This window comes from Pseudomonas sp. GM24 (assembly GCF_000282235.1).
Classification (GTDB): domain Bacteria; phylum Pseudomonadota; class Gammaproteobacteria; order Pseudomonadales; family Pseudomonadaceae; genus Aquipseudomonas.
Genome location: NZ_AKJR01000139.1, coordinates 1 through 19,044 on the forward strand (window position 1 = coordinate 1; position 19,044 = coordinate 19,044).

General features: G+C 58.5%; 21 protein-coding genes and 1 tRNA gene. 12 read left to right on the forward strand and 10 right to left on the reverse strand.

Annotated features, from left to right (window positions below):
* Positions 1-301 precede the first annotated feature (301 nt).
* Complete coding sequence (locus PMI23_RS16940; protein ID WP_007916938.1) at positions 302-793, forward strand: RidA family protein; 492 nt, start codon at positions 302-304, stop codon at positions 791-793.
* A 301-nt stretch (positions 794-1,094) separates the two neighbouring features.
* Here the strand turns inward: PMI23_RS16940 and PMI23_RS16945 are convergent, their stop codons facing one another.
* The 3 genes from PMI23_RS16945 to PMI23_RS16955 form a co-directional block, all read right to left on the reverse strand.
* Positions 1,095-1,796 carry a hypothetical protein gene (locus tag PMI23_RS16945; protein WP_007949995.1) on the reverse strand — a complete coding sequence of 234 codons (702 nt, stop codon included), beginning with the start codon at positions 1,794-1,796 and terminating at the stop codon, positions 1,095-1,097.
* A 134-nt stretch (positions 1,797-1,930) separates the two neighbouring features.
* Positions 1,931-2,335 carry a GNAT family N-acetyltransferase gene (locus PMI23_RS16950; RefSeq protein WP_007916935.1) on the reverse strand — a complete coding sequence of 135 codons (405 nt, stop codon included), beginning with the start codon at positions 2,333-2,335 and terminating at the stop codon, positions 1,931-1,933.
* Between the two features lie 54 nt (positions 2,336-2,389).
* Positions 2,390-3,295, reverse strand: a complete 906-nt coding sequence (locus tag PMI23_RS16955; RefSeq protein ID WP_007916933.1) for a LysR family transcriptional regulator — start codon at positions 3,293-3,295, stop codon at positions 2,390-2,392.
* 102 nt (positions 3,296-3,397) lie between these two features.
* Between PMI23_RS16955 and PMI23_RS16960 the strand changes: the two genes are divergently transcribed.
* Entirely contained in the window at positions 3,398-4,567 is a 1,170-nt protein-coding gene (locus PMI23_RS16960) for an aspartate aminotransferase family protein (protein WP_007916931.1), read from the forward strand.
* A 6-nt stretch (positions 4,568-4,573) separates the two neighbouring features.
* Here PMI23_RS16960 and PMI23_RS30030 read toward each other — a convergent pair whose 3' ends face one another.
* The 4 genes from PMI23_RS30030 to PMI23_RS16975 form a co-directional block, all read right to left on the reverse strand.
* A complete protein-coding gene (locus tag PMI23_RS30030; protein WP_081498753.1) occupies positions 4,574-4,777 on the reverse strand; it encodes a prevent-host-death protein in 204 nt (67 codons plus the stop codon).
* A 205-nt stretch (positions 4,778-4,982) separates the two neighbouring features.
* Positions 4,983-6,902 carry an alkaline phosphatase D family protein gene (locus PMI23_RS16965; protein ID WP_007916930.1) on the reverse strand — a complete coding sequence of 640 codons (1,920 nt, stop codon included), beginning with the start codon at positions 6,900-6,902 and terminating at the stop codon, positions 4,983-4,985.
* 71 nt (positions 6,903-6,973) lie between these two features.
* Positions 6,974-7,717 carry a hypothetical protein gene (locus PMI23_RS16970; protein WP_007916928.1) on the reverse strand — a complete coding sequence of 248 codons (744 nt, stop codon included), beginning with the start codon at positions 7,715-7,717 and terminating at the stop codon, positions 6,974-6,976.
* Between the two features lie 115 nt (positions 7,718-7,832).
* Positions 7,833-8,291, reverse strand: coding sequence for a hypothetical protein (locus PMI23_RS16975; RefSeq protein ID WP_238539537.1), 459 nt, complete (start codon positions 8,289-8,291; stop codon positions 7,833-7,835).
* 25 nt (positions 8,292-8,316) lie between these two features.
* Here PMI23_RS16975 and PMI23_RS16980 point away from each other — a divergent pair, with 25 nt between their 5' ends.
* Together PMI23_RS16980 and PMI23_RS16985 are read left to right on the forward strand one after the other, a co-directional pair.
* Entirely contained in the window at positions 8,317-9,063 is a 747-nt protein-coding gene (locus PMI23_RS16980) for a hypothetical protein (protein WP_007916921.1), read from the forward strand.
* A gap of 45 nt (positions 9,064-9,108) precedes the next feature.
* A complete protein-coding gene (locus tag PMI23_RS16985; RefSeq protein WP_007916917.1) occupies positions 9,109-9,477 on the forward strand; it encodes a PH domain-containing protein in 369 nt (122 codons plus the stop codon).
* Between the two features lie 12 nt (positions 9,478-9,489).
* Here PMI23_RS16985 and PMI23_RS16990 read toward each other — a convergent pair whose 3' ends face one another.
* Both PMI23_RS16990 and PMI23_RS16995 read right to left on the reverse strand, forming a co-directional pair.
* Positions 9,490-9,819, reverse strand: coding sequence for a hypothetical protein (locus PMI23_RS16990; protein ID WP_007916916.1), 330 nt, complete (start codon positions 9,817-9,819; stop codon positions 9,490-9,492).
* Between the two features lie 92 nt (positions 9,820-9,911).
* Positions 9,912-9,996 (reverse strand) — tRNA-Leu (locus PMI23_RS16995).
* Between the two features lie 107 nt (positions 9,997-10,103).
* Between PMI23_RS16995 and queA the strand changes: the two genes are divergently transcribed.
* The 6 genes from queA to PMI23_RS17025 all read left to right on the forward strand — a co-directional run bounded on the left by queA (position 10,104) and on the right by PMI23_RS17025 (position 16,207).
* Positions 10,104-11,168 carry a tRNA preQ1(34) S-adenosylmethionine ribosyltransferase-isomerase QueA gene (gene queA / locus PMI23_RS17000; RefSeq protein WP_007916915.1) on the forward strand — a complete coding sequence of 355 codons (1,065 nt, stop codon included), beginning with the start codon at positions 10,104-10,106 and terminating at the stop codon, positions 11,166-11,168.
* Positions 11,169-11,182: 14 nt separating this feature from the next.
* Positions 11,183-12,298 (forward strand): tRNA guanosine(34) transglycosylase Tgt, encoded by a 1,116-nt coding sequence (gene tgt, locus PMI23_RS17005; RefSeq protein ID WP_162130185.1) that lies wholly within the window; start codon positions 11,183-11,185, stop codon positions 12,296-12,298.
* 43 nt (positions 12,299-12,341) lie between these two features.
* Positions 12,342-12,680: a preprotein translocase subunit YajC gene (gene yajC / locus PMI23_RS17010; RefSeq protein WP_007916913.1), complete on the forward strand. Its 339-nt coding sequence runs from the start codon at positions 12,342-12,344 to the stop codon at positions 12,678-12,680.
* A gap of 64 nt (positions 12,681-12,744) precedes the next feature.
* Positions 12,745-14,613, forward strand: coding sequence for a protein translocase subunit SecD (gene secD, locus PMI23_RS17015; RefSeq protein ID WP_007916911.1), 1,869 nt, complete (start codon positions 12,745-12,747; stop codon positions 14,611-14,613).
* A gap of 9 nt (positions 14,614-14,622) precedes the next feature.
* Complete coding sequence (gene secF, locus PMI23_RS17020) at positions 14,623-15,537, forward strand: protein translocase subunit SecF (protein WP_007916909.1); 915 nt, start codon at positions 14,623-14,625, stop codon at positions 15,535-15,537.
* A 121-nt stretch (positions 15,538-15,658) separates the two neighbouring features.
* Positions 15,659-16,207 (forward strand): glycine zipper 2TM domain-containing protein, encoded by a 549-nt coding sequence (locus tag PMI23_RS17025; protein ID WP_007916907.1) that lies wholly within the window; start codon positions 15,659-15,661, stop codon positions 16,205-16,207.
* 249 nt (positions 16,208-16,456) lie between these two features.
* Here PMI23_RS17025 and suhB read toward each other — a convergent pair whose 3' ends face one another.
* Positions 16,457-17,275, reverse strand: coding sequence for a type III secretion system regulator SuhB (gene suhB, locus PMI23_RS17030; RefSeq protein ID WP_007916905.1), 819 nt, complete (start codon positions 17,273-17,275; stop codon positions 16,457-16,459).
* A gap of 145 nt (positions 17,276-17,420) precedes the next feature.
* On the opposite strand from suhB, the gene trmJ reads away from it, so the two are divergent.
* Positions 17,421-18,191: a tRNA (cytosine(32)/uridine(32)-2'-O)-methyltransferase TrmJ gene (trmJ, locus tag PMI23_RS17035; RefSeq protein ID WP_007916903.1), complete on the forward strand. Its 771-nt coding sequence runs from the start codon at positions 17,421-17,423 to the stop codon at positions 18,189-18,191.
* A 3-nt stretch (positions 18,192-18,194) separates the two neighbouring features.
* The gene (gene cysE, locus PMI23_RS17040) at positions 18,195-18,971 is read left to right on the forward strand and encodes a serine O-acetyltransferase (RefSeq protein WP_007916901.1); all 777 of its coding nucleotides are present in this window, start codon (positions 18,195-18,197) and stop codon (positions 18,969-18,971) included.
* The last annotated feature ends 73 nt before the right edge of the window (positions 18,972-19,044 follow it).

The window sequence follows — 19,044 nt, forward strand, 5'->3', positions numbered from 1 at the left end:
GCCCGCCCAGCCCTCTTCCAGAGGGAGAGGGGGCCGATCGAGTTGTCTCGAGTCCACCGCCGACCTGCAAAGTCGTGGCGATTATGGATTCGGTAAAGTGCGTTCAGGTCGGTGTATGTCGTCAATATCCTGCGTTCGGTTCCCTCTCCCTATGGGAGAGGGCTAGGGTGAGGGTTGCGAGTGGAGTTCAAAACCCCTAGATTTGGATCCAACCCCGACAGTGATAGCACCAAGCCATTTTTTCGGTGTTTTACTGCCGTGATTCGAGCTTCTTCATGCACTGATCAAAAGGCTGGGCGAAATGACTGAGAGGATGACCTGCGACGAGCGTTTTATTGCCCTGGCCCAAGAGCTGAACTACGACATCTATGGTGAGAACACCGCCGGCGGCAATTACGCGCCGCTGATCCGACATCATGATGAGCTGTACATCAGCGGTATGGTGCCGCGCACTAACGGCAAGATTCAGTATCCCGGTCGGGTTGGGCTGGAGTTGACCCTCAAGGATGCCCAGGCCGCCGCCAGCATCAGTGCAATGCGTTGCCTGGCGCTGATCGTCGATGCGGTGGGTTCGCTGGACAAGATCAAGGCGTTGTTGCGGGTGACGGTGTATGTGAAGTCGACGCCGGACTTCGTTGATCTGAGCGAAGTCGCCAACGGTGCCTCGGACGTGTTCAGTCATGTGCTCGGTGATGCCGGCCGGCACACGCGCACCACGGTCGGTGTGTATCAGTTGCCGAAGAACGCGGCGATTGAAGTGGACATGATTGTAGCGTTGCATCCTTCGGCTTGAGGGTGGTTTAGCGGTTTGCCCTCACCCTAGCCCTCTCCCTCGGGAGAGGGGACTGACCGAGGTGTCTTGCGCTATACATCGACCTGAGAGATTGAGGCGATTGTGGATTCGGCACCGCACTTTCATTTCGGTGCATCTCTTGAATATCTCCCGATCGGCTCCCTCTCCCTCGGGAGAGGGCTGGGCGGGCGGCGTTCCGATGAGGGGCGAGGATTTTCGCCACCTCACAAATCCCAAGCCGGACAACAAAAAGCCCCGCCTGAATCTCAGTGCGGGGCTTTTTCGTACAGCGGCTGCGCTATTACTGCGCGGCGATGCTGTAGCCATCAAACGCAGTCTGCTGCTGCAGTGCGGTGATGATGTTCTTGCGGTTCACTGCCTGTTCTGTACCAGCATTATCAACGAAAACTTCGCTTTCCAGTTCCGCCTCTTCGCCTTCACCGACGAAGGTGAAACCGAGGAACTCCAGCGCTGCACGGTCAACGTTCAGGCGCGAGCGTGGCGTGCGCAGTGGCAGGGTCACGCTGATGCCGTCCTTGCTGATGGTGAAGATTTCGACTTCTTTCTTCTTCGCAGCCTTGCTCTTGCCGCCGCTCGGATTGCTGATCGCCTGATGGGTCTGGTTCAGCACTTTCAGCGCGAGGCCGTAAACGATTTCCTGGAACGCCGGATCGTCCTTGAAGCTGGACAGGATGCGGCCGATCGAGAACTTGCTGCTGAGGTCTTCAAGGGCGGCGAGGTCGGCGGCTTCGGCGTCTTTCAGCGCCTTGAGTTCGCCCATCAGCTCGTAGGCCTTGTCGTCATCGAAACTGTCGTGAGCCTGACGGATCGCCGCGCGCAGCTCGCGGATCTGGTCGCTTTCGCGGGTCGACTGGAACGCGTCCAGGACCATCTCGCTGATGATTTTGGCTTGTGGCAGGTGTTGTGAAAGATTGATGGAGTTTTCGTATTCCGCTTTGGACGATTCGGTGACTACGGATTCAGCGGTGTTGAAATCGGACATTGAAATTTCACTACTTTTTTAACTTGAGTGGAGATGAGAAAACCGAGGGCTTTTTCAGGCCGACTAATTTAGGGGAGCGCGGCGGCGTTGTCACGGAGCAACGGTCTGCCGGTCGAGTTTTTTCCCGGCGTGCACTATTTCCGGCGCGGCCGTTCCATGGCAATCACCGAGGTTTCAAAACCCAGGCTGGCAAAAAAAGCCTCTGCGCCCTCGCGTCCGGCCCGCAGCACCCAAGTAATATCGGGGTTGTCGCCCATGATGTGCTCGACCAGTGCACGGCCAACCCCTGCACGCCGATGCTGGTCATCGACCACCACCATCGACAGGTAACCGTTGGACAAACCATCGCTGATCCCGCGAGCGAAGCCGATGATCTGCCCACCCTGGACGGCAACGGCGGTGCGCTGAGAGTTGTCGATCAACTGGGCGAAGTATTCAGCTGAACCGGTGCGATGGCTCCAGCCATGCTGCCCGAGAAACCGCCTTACCGATTGCGTTTCGGCGGGCCGCAAATCACGTACGTTGGGTGTGTTGTTCATCTGCTGTTCGAGTCCTTGTCAGCAATTTTTCATGGAAGAGCAGCGTAGGCAGCGTCAGGATTTCCCCCACGTCTGCATCGCAAACTCCACGAACCGGCGCAATTTCGGCAAACGATAACGATCTGGCGCGTAGAGCAGATGCATCGGTCTGCTGGGTGGCTGGAAATCGGCCACGACCTTCACCAGTCGGCCTTCGCGCAGGTCTTGTTCCACCAGCGCATCCGGCAGCATCACGATGCCCATGCCGGTGCGGGCCGCCTGGTGCAGCCCGGCGGAGCTGTTGATCAGCATAGGCCCGCTGACGTCGACCATGATCTCCCCATCGGGACCACTGAGACGCCAGCGCTTTTCCACCGATTGCCAGTCGTCGCCAGCGGGATAGGCGAACGACAGGCAGTCGTGTTGTTGCAGGTCTTCCGGGGTTTTTGGCATGCCCCGCCGGGCGACATAGTGCGGCGAGGCGCACACGGTCAGGGTGTAATCGATCAAAGGCCGGGCGATCAGGTTGGACTGCTCGAAATTGCCCAGCCGAAACGCCACATCCAGGCCACTCTCCAGTAGATCGGGACGGCTGTTGGTCAGCACCACGTCGAGTTTGACCTGCGGGTACAGCAAGGAAAATTCACTGAGCGCCGGGGCCAGCCGTTCAACGCCGAACGTCAGCGGCGCGGTGAGGCGCAGCATGCCCCGGGGTTGATCGAGGGTCTGCTCGGCGAGGCGTTCGGAATCGGCGACCAATCCCAACACTTCCAGACAACGCTGGTAGTAAACGCTGCCGAATTCAGTGAGCCGCTGACGGCGGGTCGTGCGTTGCAGCAGTTGCACGCCCAGCCGTTGCTCCAGCGCGCGCAGATGATTGCCGACCATGGTCGTCGACAGGTCGCACTGCAACGCGGCCGCCGTCATGCTCCCGGCTTCGACGACTTTGACGTACACGCTCATCGACTGGAACAGGTCCATTATCAAGCTCAGCTTTTAAATGAATGAAGTTTTCCCGAGTTTATCCAGTTTCGCTGGCTAACCATACTGCCAGCACACCGACCTGCACTGGAGTTTGAAGTCATGACCGCCGCCCTGATGAACACCTACCAACCACTGGCCTTGAGCTTCACCAAGGGCCTGGGCACTCGCCTGTGGGATCAGGCCGGTCGCGAATATCTGGATGCGGTGGCCGGTGTGGCGGTGACCAACGTCGGCCACTCACACCCGCGGATCGTTTCGGCGATCAGCGAGCAGGCCGGGTTGCTGCTGCACACGTCGAATCTGTACAGCATCGACTGGCAGCAACAACTGGCCAAACGGCTGACTGAGCTGTCGGGCATGGAGCGCGCGTTTTTCAATAATTCCGGTGCCGAGGCCAATGAAACAGCGCTGAAACTCGCGCGTTTATACGGCTGGCGCAAAGGCATCGAACAGCCGCTGGTGGTGGTCATGGCCAACGCGTTCCACGGCCGCACACTTGGTACCTTGTCAGCCAGCGATGGCCCGGCAGTACGCCTGGGTTTCAACGATTTGCCGGGGGATTTCCTCAAAGTGCCGTTCGGCGATCTCGCTGCGCTGGAGCAGGTACAGCAAAAGCACGGTGAGCGCATCGTGGCGATTCTGGTTGAGCCAATCCAAGGCGAAAGCGGTGTGCAGCTCGCGCCGCCCGGTTACCTTAAAGCCCTGCGCGAACTGTGTAATCGCCATGCGTGGCTATTGATGCTCGATGAAATCCAGACCGGCATCGGCCGTACCGGGCGCTGGTTCGCCTTTCACCATGAAGGCATTGTCCCGGATGTCATGACCCTGGCAAAAGGACTGGGCAACGGCGTGCCGATCGGCGCTTGCCTGGCCCGGGGCAGGGCGGCGGATCTGTTTACGCCCGGCAGCCATGGCAGCACCTTCGGCGGCAATCCACTGGCGTGTCGGGTCGGTTGCACGGTGCTGGATATCATCGAAGAACAGGGCCTGCTGGAAAATGCCAGGATTCAGGGGGAACGGCTATTAACTCGCCTGCGCGCAGAGCTGGCGGACAATCCCAATGTGCTGGCGATTCGCGGGCAGGGCTTGATGATCGGGATCGAGCTGAAACAACCGGTGCGTGATCTGACCCTGATCGCCGCGCGGGATTATGGACTGTTGATCAACGTCACGCGGGGCAAGACGATACGGCTGCTGCCACCGTTGACGATTGATGAGCGTGAGGTGGAGATGATTGTCAGAGGTGTGGGATGTGTCGTTCAGTCGTGACGATTTTCACTCTTCGATCAAATGTCTGACTTTGGCTTTTCCTGCGCGCATTTCGCCGATCGATCTGATCAACCGCTCGGCGTTTGCGGGTGAGCGCATCAAGTAGGCTGTTTCTTCGAGTGTGCTGTTCTCGCCAGGAGGCATCATCACGACAGGCTCAGATTCTTGCCGGGATTGCGAAGTTAGCTCTCGATCCTCGCTGGATGCCAAGAACGTATGGAGGTGAGTACAGGATGACAAGGCGACACCTACTAGTGGTTGTTTCGCAGAAGGGTTGCTGCGAGCACGTTCAGTATCACTTAAGAACCCTGGAGACGTTTCTGAGACGTCTGTAATCCTTGTCCACTGTCTCGGGCAGTGAGAAACCGCCGCGTTGTCGGGATCTGGTATTTCCAATGTAGGAAAAAACTTGTGGCTAGTCCGGATAATCCGCCAGATCCGGCGCCAGCATCCGTGTCTTCGCCTTGCCATTCGAATTGTGCTGAATGATCTCGCGCGGCTGCCCCTGCTCATTGAAAAACACCTGACCGATCCCCGCCGAATTCCACAACCGTTCACCTGCCTCAGCATGTTCCGGCGTGTACGGCACGATGCGCATGCGTCGGCGTTTGGTAAACCAGTTCAGCGGGGAGCGTGGCGAGTAGAGCCAGCGGTTGAGGCGGTCGAACCATTCCAGCAGGCTTTTCGGAAACTCGTTCTTGATCCCGCTGCTGGTGATCTGCCAGATCCGCGGCCCGGCCTTGCGGTGGCGGATAAGTACTTCGTAGACGAAGGAATAATGCACATCGCCGGACAGCACCACGTAGTTACCCGGTGTGCGCGAGTGGCGGAAAATATTCAGGATCACTTGCGCGGCACCGCGATGGGCCATCCAGTTTTCCGCGTCGACCAGCAGCGGATAACCGCACCAACTGAAAACCTTCTGCACGGTTTCAATCAGCTTCACGCCGAAGATCGGCGCCGGAGAAACGATGATCGCTGACGGGTGATCAAGCAGTTCCTGTTGCAGTTCGCTCAGCGCCTCCCAATCGAGCAGGCCCGACGGTTGCTTGAGCGCCATCTCACTGCGCCAGCGTCGGGTGCGCGTGTCGATGACTACCAGCGCCGGACTGGTTGGCAGTACGAAATGCCAATGCTGAAAGCGCAGCAGGTCATCGATCAAACCGTCCTGCACCGGGCTGTCGAGATACTGATCATCACCGCTGGCGCTAAGGCTCAGGGTTTTTCCCAGCACATCCTTGAACGCATCGGGATTATTGCCCCAGCCCTGACACAACATATAGGCGATCAACGCGTTGCCGATGATGCGTTTGGAGAACGGATGGCCGTAGGCCGTTTCCTCCCATTGCGCGGACAGGTTCCAGTCATCGGTGATGTCGTGATCATCGAAAATCATCAGGCTCGGCAGATGCGCGAGCGCGCGGGCGACCTTGTCCAATCCAGCCTTGAACGCGTCGATGCGAGTCTGTTCGAGGGTGTAGCGCTTGAGGCGTTCGGGCGTCAGTTCGGGCGCTTGCGGATCGATCAGCGACCAGGCCGTCGGCGACCATACCAGCAAGTACATCGCCATGACTTCGGCGAACGTCACCAGATGATTGTCAGCACTGCTGCTGGTGAAAATCGGCTTACGCGCACCGCCGAAAAATCGCTCGCGCAATGTCTCGTTGCTTTCCAGCGCCGGTAACAAATCCGCACGGTGGTAGTAACTGGCCGGGTGTTTGTAGAGCTTGGCGCTGTCGCTGACCACGGCACCTTCGAGGTGTTCGTCGAACAGGCCAAGGCGTTCGATCAAGGCATGAATCGCCCGCAACATCGGGCCGGCGACATCGTCGGCGTAGACCTGATCGCCGCTCATCATCAACAGGGCGGGGCGTTGTTGCGGATCCGTTTCCGTCGCCAGCAATTGGTCGACGCAAAGCAAACCATCCGTCGCCGGGTGATGCGGCTTGCGGCAAGAGCCATGCAGCAGTTGATCGATCCGCGAGCGCAGGACGAAGTTCGGGCTGGTTGCATCGCCGTACAGAAAATGCGCCGCCCAGTCGGCGATGCCCTCTGCATTGTCGATCAGCAGGTCATAGTCGATACGTGTGTCGCAGGGCAGGGCGCTATCGAGAACAACATCGATGAGATGAACAAAGGCATCGCGGCCTACTGGAATGACCGTGCATTTCCCGGCGTCGAGAGGAATGTCTCCTACACCTTGCAGGCGCAAGGTCAGCGCCAGTGGCCGCGTGCCGACCAGCCACATGACCACGCGCGTTGGCTCCAGCCGTCGCAACAGCGGGCCGGCCAGGACAGGAGGCAGCGGGATCAGGTCAGCGGGTGTCGAAGACATCGAGGGCAAAGCTCAAGGCGCACAGGCCGGCGATGATAGCGCAGCCGGCGCCTTGATCCCTTAAATGAGGCTTAAGAATCGATCTTCTTCAGCTTCAGATCGAGCAGTCGCCACGCGGCTTTGTCAGTATCTCTGCCGTCTACTTGCTGAACGGAACAGTCAGAACTGTAGCTGACATGGTCGCCCAACATGTTCAGAGCGGTGACGGTGCTGCTGATGGTATAGGTCTGATCCTTGAACCGTTGGCTGCTCGCGCTCTTGGCGCTGGCGATCGCTGTCGACGCTGAAAAACGCATGGCACTTTTGATAATAGGGTCGCAAATCATGAACGCCATCAGGGATCTGTCCGCGTCCGGATGGTTGCCGGCCAGTCGGCGCGAAACTTCAAAATCGTTGCGCACGTTGTCCTTGAAGTTCTTCTCCTGGATTAATGCGGTCAGGCGCTGGCTGTAGTTCGGTAGAAGTGCGGACTCGGGCGGCGAAGGCTCGTTCTGTGGTTCGCTGGCGACATAGGTCGTAAGGTTGTCGGAGTTCTCAGGTGAGGACGCGATCGCAGCCATGGGCTCCATTGCCTTTTCTAATTCAGGCATGAGTGCCGCCGCGGCGCTCTGCGTCTCGCTGCTCTGCGTTGTCCTCGGCGCGGCCGACGGAAACAGCGACAACGTGATCGACAGCACCACCATCGCGACAATGAAGCCGCCCGCTGCGCCAACGATGTTGCCGTAGAAAATATTCCAGCTGCCACGGTTCTTGACCACCCAGCGCCACATGAACCCCCAAACCGCGACAATCGCCAGAAAACGCAGAAACTCCATTTGATCCTTTCCTTAAACCTTCCAAACCTGAAATCAACGCACGCCCAAGGTGAACGCTGAGAATGGCCGGCAAGATAACAAAACAGACGTGAAATGGCAGTGACGATCGCGGTGCTCAGTGAAAATTAAGCGCGAAAAACGCCAGCGTCGTCACACCCGCAGCCAGCCCACAGATACCGGCGAAAAGTTGCCGGGCCAACGGATGCTCTGGCCGAGGACGCCTGACCAGCCACATCCAGACACCCGCCAGCACGCCGAACGTGGTGATTACTTGCAACACGCTACTGGCCAGTTTCTCCGGCGAAGGAGACACGTGCGCCGGGAATAGGCCTGAACAGATCACCGAAAAAATCATCGCTACGATGAAGCCGCTGGCGGCACCCGCCAGGTTGGCGAGGATCAGGTTCCAGGCACCACGAGTCTGCACGACCCAAGCCCAAACGGCTCCCCAGACGAAAAAGTACAACACGGCCATCAAGGTGTTTCTCCCTCTGAAAATTGACTCCACCGAGGTGTTGGCGACCTCGTTACTGGCAGTGGACGGCAAGATAGCAAAATAGTAGCGTCGCGCCACTGCCCATCTCCGTAACGGACTACCCATGCCAGTCAGTACCCACTGTTTGCGCCTGCTCTGCGCAATCACACTCACCGCTGCAATGGCCCCAGCATTCGCCGCCGTGCAAGAGCATCCGGAAAACAGCTGGAAGTACTACGCCGGTAACTGCCAGCGCGTGCTGGAGAAAATGGCCGACGTGCAAAGCGGCCGCACCACCGCCTACGACGTGATGTTCGCGCTGGAAAGCAACCTGCAGACCATGAATGAACACCGCTCCAACCTGACGCCCAATCACTTGGGCTCGCGAGAATTCGCCGAATGCGAAAACTTCGCGGGCCAGGCTGAATCAATCATTGCCCAAGGCAAAGCCGAGTTCGCCGCAAAAATGCAAGGTGCTGCGGAGGAAGGCCGCATCGCCCACCAGAATTCCCCCGCCTACCAACGCGCCCGCTCCCTCGGCTACAGCGACGTCGGTGATATATCTTTCCTGAAACTGCACGAAGACACCGACGGCGAAGTACGCCTGAAAACCATGTTGATCACCGTCGACGAAATCTGCGGCCAATACTTCCGCGCCACGCAATACGTGAAGCCGTATGTGATCTATACGGTTCGGCCTTCTGACGGCGGTTGTGGCGAAGTGAAGCGCGTTGCAGTGGTTGGCGGCCGATCAGTGGAGAAGGGTGATTACATTGATGAGAAGGGTGAGTTTCAGTATCTGGGTTGGAAAAAGCTTGTTGGTGCCGACGGGTTCCCAACCGATATCCGCGTGCTGAAAGCCCGTCGTTGAAACTAAGAAATACCGGGATGTTTTCTTGAAGATGAGGATGGACAGATGATCGACTTCAACAACAAAGGCTTCTTCAAACTCAAGCAGAACGATGAGTACGCCGAACGCGTAACCGCGCTGTTGCTGGACGGTGAAGAAGTGATCGACTCTTACAAGGCCATGCGTGACGGCGTGGTGTTTACCAACAAACGCATCATCGCCGTCAACGTTCAGGGCATTACCGGCAGCAAGAAGGATTTCACGTCCTTGCCGTACAAGAACATCGTCGCCTACTCCGTGGAAACCTCGGGCACGTTCGATCTGGATTCGGAGTTGGAGATTTACTTCTCGTCACTGGGGAAAGTGAAGTTCGAATTCACCGGGAAGACGTCGATGGTGGAGATTTCCAAGTACATCTCCAAGCATCTGCTGTAACGCCTCAGCCCATTACAAGATGTCTTTCAAATAACCCTTGAGCGCGAGGAGCGGCTGATCCAGCTGCTCCAGCGAACGCGCCTCGCTGAACTCGGCTGACAACCTCTGCAACTCGCGCCCCAGCGGTTTCTCGACACCGCCCAAGGCGTCCATCGCCAAGCTTAGGCATTCGTTCATCTTGAACTGAATGGTCTCGACATCCCCACGCCGCACCAATAGTTCGAAAATGTCTTTCTGGTAATCACCCATGACCATGTCGTCCCGCAGGATCGGGCTCAGGCCTTCTTCCTCGTAAGCGAGCTTGAGGGAGAAAAGGGCGACTGTTTCCAGTGACGTTTCCATGAAGTGACCTTTGTGGGATCTCGCCGGGCGGCCAGCGGCACTTTCCGGCAGACGAAAAAAAAGGCCTTGCTAAGCAAGACCTTTCTTAATTTTGGTGCCCCGAGGGAGACTCGAACTCCCACTCCTTTCGAAAACGGATTTTGAATCCGCCGCGTCTACCAATTCCGCCATCAGGGCTCAATGGCGGCGAAGTATAGAGATGAGATTACCGTCGGTCAATCAGGTACATAGAGAATTTTCGATATTTCCGCTAGACTTTCCGGCCCTGCTAGACGAACCCCATCATGCGCGTTGCTGACTTTACTTTCGAGCTCCCTGATTCGCTGATCGCCCGCCACCCTTTGGCCGAGCGTCGCGGTAGTCGCCTGCTGACCCTTGACGGGCCGAGCGGCGCCCTCGCACACCGTCAATTCACTGATTTGCTTGAGCATTTGCGCCCGGGCGATTTGATGGTGTTCAACAATACCCGGGTGATTCCGGCGCGGCTGTTCGGGCAGAAAGCGTCCGGCGGCAAGCTGGAAATCCTCGTTGAGCGGGTGCTCGATACGCACCGCGTGCTGGCCCATGTGCGTTCCAGCAAGTCGCCGAAGCCGGGTTCGAAGATCCTTATCGACGGTGGTGGCGAGGCAGAAATGCTTGCGCGTCACGATGCGTTGTTCGAACTCGGCTTCGCTGAAGAAGTGTTGCCGCTGCTCGATCGCGTCGGGCACATGCCGTTGCCTCCTTATATAGACCGCCCGGACGAAGGCTCGGATCGCGAGCGTTATCAGACCGTGTACGCCGAGAAACTCGGTGCGGTGGCGGCGCCGACAGCGGGGCTGCATTTCGATCAGTCGCTGATGGAAGCGATTGCGGCCAAGGGCGTCGAGACCACGTTCGTTACGCTGCACGTGGGCGCGGGGACGTTCCAGCCGGTGCGCGTCGAGAAGCTTGAAGATCACCACATGCACACCGAGTGGCTGGAAGTCGGCCAGGATGTGGTTGATGCGGTCGCGGCATGCCGTGCGCGTGGTGGTCGGGTGATTGCCGTCGGCACCACCAGCGTGCGCTCGCTGGAAAGCGCCGCGCGCGATGGCGTGCTCAAGCCGTTCAGTGGCGACACCGATATCTTTATCTTCCCGGGCCGACCGTTCCATGTGGTCGATGCCCTGGTGACCAATTTCCATTTGCCGGAATCGACGCTGTTGATGCTGGTTTCGGCATTTGCCGGTTATCCCGAGACCATGGCTGCCTACAAGGCTGCCGTCGACAACGGTTACCGCTTTTTCAGCTACGGTGATGCGATGTTCATCACCCGTAATCCCGCACCTACTGCCCCTAAAGAAACCGGCCCAGAGGAAACAGAATGAGTCGCGAATGTCGCATGTCCTTTGAACTTCTGGCCACCGATGGCAAGGCCCGACGTGGTCGTCTGACCTTCCCGCGTGGCACCGTCGAGACCCCGGCGTTCATGCCGGTGGGCACTTACGGCACGGTCAAGGGCATGTTGCCGCGTGACATCGTTGCCACCGGCGCAGAAATCATTCTCGGCAACACCTTCCACCTGTGGCTGCGCCCTGGCACCCAAGTGATCAAGGAACACGGCGACCTGCACGATTTCATGCAGTGGAAAGGCCCGATCCTCACCGACTCCGGTGGCTTCCAGGTGTTCAGCCTCGGCGCGATGCGCAAGATCAAGGAGGAGGGCGTGACCTTCGCCTCTCCGGTCGACGGCGCCAAAGTGTTCATGGGCCCGGAAGAATCGATGCAGGTGCAGCGCGACCTCGGCTCCGACATCGTGATGATTTTCGACGAATGCACGCCGTACCCGGCCGACGAAGACGTCGCGCGCGTATCGATGGAACTGTCGCTGCGCTGGGCTCAGCGTTCGAAAAATGCTCACGGTGACAACACCGCGGCGCTGTTCGGCATCGTTCAGGGTGGCATGCACCAGGATCTGCGCATGCGCTCGCTGGAAGGCCTCGACAAGATCGGTTTCGATGGCCTGGCCATTGGCGGTCTGTCGGTGGGCGAGCCGAAGCACGAGATGATCAAAGTATTGGATTATCTGCCGGGCATGATGCCGGCTGACAAACCTCGTTACCTTATGGGCGTTGGCAAACCGGAAGATCTGGTTGAGGGTGTGCGCCGCGGTGTGGACATGTTCGATTGCGTGATGCCAACCCGTAATGCCCGCAATGGGCATCTGTTCATTGATACAGGCGTGCTGAAGATCCGTAACGCGTTCCATCGCCATGATGAATCGCCGCTGGATCCGACCTGCGATTGCTATACCTGCCAGAACTTCTCCCGCGCTTATCTGCATCACCTGGACAAGTGCGGCGAAATGCTGGGAAGCATGCTCAATACCATCCATAACTTGCGCCATTATCAGGTGCTGATGGCTGGTTTGCGCGAGGCTATTCAACAGGGTACATTGGCCGCCTTTGTCGATGCCTTCTACGCCAAACGCGGGCTCCCCGTTCCGCCTTTGGACTGAGTTTTCTGACCCCAAGATTCAACATTTGCAACTGGAGTGCTAAATGAGCTTTTTTATCTCTAACGCCATGGCTGACGCGGCTGCACCGGCTGCTGCCGGCCCAATGGGCGGCGGTTTCGAGTGGATTTTCCTGGTCGGCTTCCTGGTCATCTTCTACCTGATGATCTGGCGTCCACAGGCCAAGCGCGCCAAAGAGCAGAAGAACCTGCTGAGCAGCCTGCAGAAGGGCGACGAAGTGGTCACCACCGGCGGCATCGCTGGCAAGATCACCAAAGTGGCCGATGACTTCGTGGTTCTGGAAGTTTCCGACACCGTGGAAATGAAGTTCCAGAAAGGCGCCATCGCCGCCACGCTGCCAAAAGGCACGCTGAAAGCGATCTGAAGCAACAACTTCTACTCAATCGACGGGGCGCGCAAGGCGCCCCGCGTTCATAACGGGCGGCGTGATGCTGAACAAATATCCTCTGTGGAAATACATTCTGATCCTGGCGGTGCTGGCGATCGGTCTGATTTATTCCGCTCCGAATCTATACCCCGATGACCCGGCCATTCAGGTCAGCGGTGCAAGCACTGCGCTGCAAGTCAATCAGGCTGATCTGGATCGTGTGAGCACTGCGCTCAAGGAGTCCGGGATCAACGTCAAGGCAGCCACGCTGGCCGCCAACGGCAAGGGCGGTCTGATCCGTCTGAGCAAGGCTGAAGACCAGCTGCCGGCCAAAGACGTTGTGCGCAAGGCGTTGGGTGATGACTACGTCGTCGCGCTGAACCTGGCACAGACCACCCCGCAATGGCTGCGCAATCTGGGCGCGCACCCGATGAAGCTGGGTCTGGACTTGTCCGGTGGTGTGCACTTCCTGCTGGAAGTGGACATGGACAAAGCCCTCGATGCACGCCTGAAAGTTTACGAAGGCGACGTCAAGAGCCTGCTGCGTAAAGAGAAGCTGCGCTATCGCAGTCTGCCGCAACTGGGCGGTGCCATTCAGTTGGGCTTCAGTGATGAAGACTCCCGCGAACAGGCCCGTGCACTGATCCGCAAGAACTTCAACGATTTCGACATTGTTCCGGCCGACCTCAACGGTCAACCGGTGCTGCGTCTGGCGATGACCCCGGCCAAGCTGGCGGAAATCCGTGAATACTCCATCAAGCAGAACTTGACCACGGTACGTAACCGCGTCAACGAGCTGGGTGTTGCCGAACCGATCGTTCAGCGTCAGGGCGCCAACCGCATCGTGGTTGAGCTGCCGGGCGTGCAGGACACTGCCGAAGCCAAGCGTATTCTCGGCAAGACGGCCAACCTCGAGTTCCGTCTGGCTGCTGAGCCGGGCGCTTCGAAAGCCACCTCCGAAACCTTCGAGTTCCGTGAAGGCAATCGTCCGCCAGCACAGATCGAGCGTGGCCTGATCATCACCGGTGACCAAGTTACCGATGCCAAGGCCGGCTTCGGCGAGCACGGCACGCCTGAAGTGAACATCCGTCTGGATGGTCACGGTGGTGAGCTGATGAGCCGCGCTACTCGTTCGAACGTCGGTCGCAGCATGGCGGTGATCTTCATCGAACAGCGTCCGGTCACCACTTACACCAAGCAAGTGGTCGATGGCGTCGAGAAAGACGTCGCGGTGCAAACGTTCAAAGAAGAGAAGAAGATCATCAGCCTGGCGACCATTCAGTCGCCGCTGGGTGCTCAGTTCCGCATCACTGGCCTGAACGGTCAGGGCGAGTCGTCCGAACTGGCGCTGCTGCTGCGTGCCGGTGGTCTGGCCGCACCGATGTACTTCGCTGAAGAGCGCACCATCGGCCCGAGCCTGGGTGCTGACAACATCACCAAAGGTATCGATGCGTCGCTGTGGGGCATGTTGTTCGTGTCGCTGTTCATCATCGCCATCTACCGCTTCTTCGGCATCATCGCTACCGTTGCTTTGGCGGTGAACATGGTGCTGCTGCTGGCCCTGATGTCGCTGCTGGGTGCAACGCTGACCCTGCCGGGTATCGCCGGTATCGTGCTGACCATGGGTATGGCGGTCGACGCCAACGTGCTGATCTTCTCGCGGATTCGTGAAGAGATCGCCGCCGGCATGACCGTGCAGCGTGCAATCAACGAAGGCTTCGGCCGGGCATTCACCGCGATTCTCGACGCCAACCTGACCACCTTGTTGGTCGGCGGGATTCTCTTTGCCATGGGCACCGGCCCGGTCAAAGGTTTCGCAGTGACCATGTCCCTCGGGATCTTTACCTCGATGTTCACGGCCATCATGGTGACCCGCGCAATGGTCAACCTGATCTTTGGCGGACGTGACTTCAAGAAGTTGTGGATTTAAGGGGCTGCCATGTTACGTACAATCAACTTCATGGGCGTTCGCAACTTCGCGTTCGGCGTCACAGTGTTTCTCACGTTGCTGGCTATGTTCAGTGTCGCTACCAAGGGCATGAACTGGGGCCTGGACTTCACCGGCGGTACGCTCATCGAGCTGACCTACGAGCGTCCGGCCGACGTTACCAAGGTGCGTGAGCAGCTGGCGACGTCGGGTTACCACGAAGCAATCGTGCAGAGCTTCGGTGCGACTACCGATCTGCTGGTGCGGATGCCTGGTGAAGACCCGCAACTGGGCCATCAGGTGGCGGAAGCGCTGTTGAAGGTCGGCGGCGATAACCCGGCAACGGTCAAGCGTGTCGAGTTCGTCGGCCCGCAGGTCGGTGAAGAGCTACGCGACCAGGGCGGCCTCGGCATGCTGCTGGCGCTCGGCGGCATCCTGATCTACTTGGCTTTCCGCTTTCAGTGGAAATTCGCGGTCGGCGCCATCGTTTCGCTGATTCACGACGTGATCGTCACCATCGGTATCCTGTCGTACTTCCAGATCACTTTCGATCTGACCGTACTGGCGGCGGTGCTGGCGATCATCGGTTACTCGCTGAACGACACCATCGTGGTATTCGACCGGGTTCGTGAGAACTTCCGTGTCCTGCGCAAGGCAACGCTGATCGAGAACATCAACATCTCGACCACGCAAACCCTGCTGCGCACCATGGCGACGTCGATCTCCACCTTGCTGGCGATTGCGGCACTGCTGTTCTTCGGCGGTGACAACCTGTTCGGCTTCTCGATCGCGCTGTTTATCGGTGTTCTGGCGGGTACCTACTCGTCGATCTACATCGCTAACGTGGTGCTGATCTGGCTGAACCTGACCACCGAGGATCTGATTCCTCCGGCCAACACCGAGAAGGAAGTCGACGACCGTCCATAACGGCCATCGTTTTCCCGGCTGTCAGCCCAAGAAAGGCGCGAGTTGAACTCGCGCCTTTTTTTATGCTCCAAGGCTGGGAGAAGCGCGGGCGCGTCCCGCATGTGATGGTCAGGAGGTTCATGTGAACAAGTCGTTGCTGGTTGGTGCGGTATTGGGTGCTGTCGGTGTGACTGCCGGGGGTGCTGTTGCCACCTACAGCCTGGTTAAAAGCGGCCCTGAGTATGCGCAAGTATTGGCCGTTGAACCGGTTAAAACACAGATCAAGACTCCACGTGAAGTGTGCAAGGACGTGACAGTGACTCGTCAGGCACCGGTAAAAGATCAACACCAGATTGCCGGTACCGTCGTCGGTGCGCTGGCAGGTGGTTTGCTGGGTAATCAGATTGGCGGCGGCACCGGCAAGAAAATTGCCACGGTAGCCGGTGCGGTCGGTGGCGGTTATGCGGGTAACAAGGTGCAGGAAGGCATGCAGGAGCGTGACACCTACACCACCACGCAAACCCGCTGCAACACAGTCAATGACATCAGCGACAAAGTCGTCGGTTACGACGTGCGTTACTCGCTCGATGGCAAGGAAGGCAAAGTGCGGATGGATCGCGATCCGGGCAACCAGATTCCGGTCGACAAGGAAGGCAAGCTGATTCTGTCGCAGAATGAGCCGGCTCAGTAAAGAGCGACTGTTTTAACAAGAAGCACCCTGCGGGGTGCTTTTTTGTGCCCGCCATTTAGGCTGCACAACAAATCCCCTGTAGGAGTGAGCCTGCTCGCGATAGCTATTCATCATTCAATGCAGGTGGTGGCTGATACACCGCTATCGCGAGCAGGCTCACTCCTGCATTGGTCCCGTGGTGTGGCAGGTGACGAATTCCAGGCATAAAAAAAGCACCCCGAAGGGTGCTTTTTTCGTTTCGCGTGACGCTTAGCGCTTCAGCGAAGACGGCAGGTGCGGCTGGATCGCCGTCAGAACTGCCTTGAAGCATTTGGTGTTGCCGGCAACGATATGGCCTTTTTCAAGGAAGTCGTGACCGCCGGTGAAGTCGCTCACCAGGCCGCCGGCTTCTTGAATCAGCAGGGCGCCTGCAGCCATGTCCCACTCGGACAGACCCGATTCCCAGAACGCGTCGAAACGACCGGCAGCAACATACGCCAGGTCCAGGCTCGCCGAACCGGCGCGGCGGATGCCGGCAGTCTGGCCAACCAGGGCGCGGAACATGCCCAGGTAGTTGTCGAGGTTGTCCATCTGATCGTCACGGAACGGGAAACCGGTACCCAGCAGTGCGCCGTCGAGGCTGGTGCGACCGCTGACGCGCAGGCGACGACCGTTCAGTTGAGCGCCGCGACCACGGCTGGCGGTGAATTCTTCCTGACGAACCGGGTCCAGAACCACTGCGTGTTCCAGGCGACCGCGGTATTTGCAGGCAATGCTGACAGCGAAGTGCGGAATGCCGCGCAGGAAGTTAGTGGTGCCGTCCAGTGGATCGATGATCCACAGGTACTCTTCACCTTCGATGCCGGTACCGGCGTGCAGGCCGGTCTCTTCACCTTGGATCGAGTGATTCGGGTAAGCCTTGCGCAGGGCGTCGATGATTTTCTGTTCAGCGGCGCGATCGACCTCGGATACATAATCCTTGGCGTCTTTTTCGTCGACCTTGATGGTATCCAGGCGCTCGATGGAGCGGAAGATCAGTTCACTGGCGCTGCGGGCGGCGCGCAGCGCGATATTCAGCATGGGCTGCATGGATGTGTCACCTAAGGTTGTTAAAGAAAGCCGCGCATTCTATCAGAACTTTTCTTCAGGTGAAGGACGCTGTTCGCTTTCATAGCTTAACGGTAGGCTGTTCTGTAAGATTTGCACCCCTTTCCTGTGTCCGAGAGCGCCTCCCTTGCTGCAGAACATTCGTGTCGTCCTGGTCAATACCAGCCACCCCGGCAACATCGGCGGGGCCGCGCGCGCCATGAAAAACATGGGTCTGTCGCGACTGGTGCTGGTCGAACCGCGGGTCTTCCCGCACCACGAAGCCGACGCTCGTGCTTCCGGTGCCGGTGACATCCTTGAAAATGCGCAAGTCGTCGCCACTTTGGAAGACGCCTTGGTCGGCTGCAATCTGGTGCTCGGCACTAGCGCCCGTGACCGGCGTATTCCTTGGCCGCTGCTGGATCCGCGCGAGTGCGGCACCAAAGTGGTCGAGGAAGCCGGGCAGGGCGCTGAAATCGCCCTGGTGTTCGGTCGTGAAGATTCCGGTCTGACCAATGAAGAGCTGCAGCGATGTCACTTTCACGTGCACATCCCCTCCGACCCTGAGTTCAGTTCGCTGAACCTTGGCGCGGCGGTGCAGGTGTTGAGCTACGAAGTGCGCATGGCCTGGCTGGCAGCGCAAGGTCAGCCGAGCAAGATCGAGAAAGAAGAAGTGGCTTCGGTGAAAAGTGCCGAGCTGGCGACCATGGATGAGCTGGAGCGATTCTATGAGCATCTGGAGCAGACGCTGGTCGCCATCGAATTTCTCGATCCGGAAAAGCCGCGGCACTTGATGGCGCGCCTGCGCCGGTTGTACGGACGCAGCTCGGTGAGTCGGGCGGAAATGAATATTTTGCGTGGCATCCTCACGGAAACCCAGAAGGCGGCCCGTGGCGAGCTTCTTAAGCGGAAGGACTAAATGATGTTTGAGCGTTTGCGTGAAGATATCCAGAGCGTATTCCATCGAGACCCGGCGGCGCGTAACGCTTTTGAAGTCCTGACCTGCTACCCCGGCATGCATGCGATCTGGATTCATCGATTGGCCGGCATGCTGTGGCGCAACGAACTGAAATGGCTGGCGCGGCTGGTGTCGAACTTCGGTCGCTGGTTGACCGGGATCGAGATTCATCCGGGCGCCAAGGTCGGTCGACGCTTCTTTATCGACCACGGCATGGGCATCGTTATTGGTGAAACCGCCGAGATTGGCGATGACGTGACCATTTATCAGGGCGTGACCCTGGGTGGCACAAGCTGGAACAAAGGCAAACGCCACCCGACGTTGGGTGATGGTGTGGTTGTCGGTGCGGGCGCCAAGGTGCTTGGTCCGTTCACCGTCGGCGCCGGTGCCAAGGTTGGTTCCAATGCCGTGGTGACCAAGGAAGTACCGCCGGGCGCCACTGTTGTCGGTATTCCTGGACGCATCATCGTCAAGTCCGACGAAGAGCAGGATGCCAAGCGCAAGGCCATGGCCGAGAAGATCGGTTTCGATGCCTACGGCGTCAGCGAAGACATGCCTGACCCGGTGGCGCGCGCCATCGGTCAGTTGCTCGATCACCTGCAAGCGGTGGACGGACGGCTGGAAGGGATGTGCGGCGCGCTGAAGGATCTGGGCAGCAATTACTGTGCGAAAGATCTGCCTGAGCTGCGTGAAGAAGACTTCGCCTGCGTCAAAGGCAAAGACGAGTCCAAGGCCAGCTAACGCCCCCTGTAGGAGCTGCCGAAGGCTGCGATCTTCTGATCTTGCCTTTCATAAGATCAAAAGATCGCAGCCT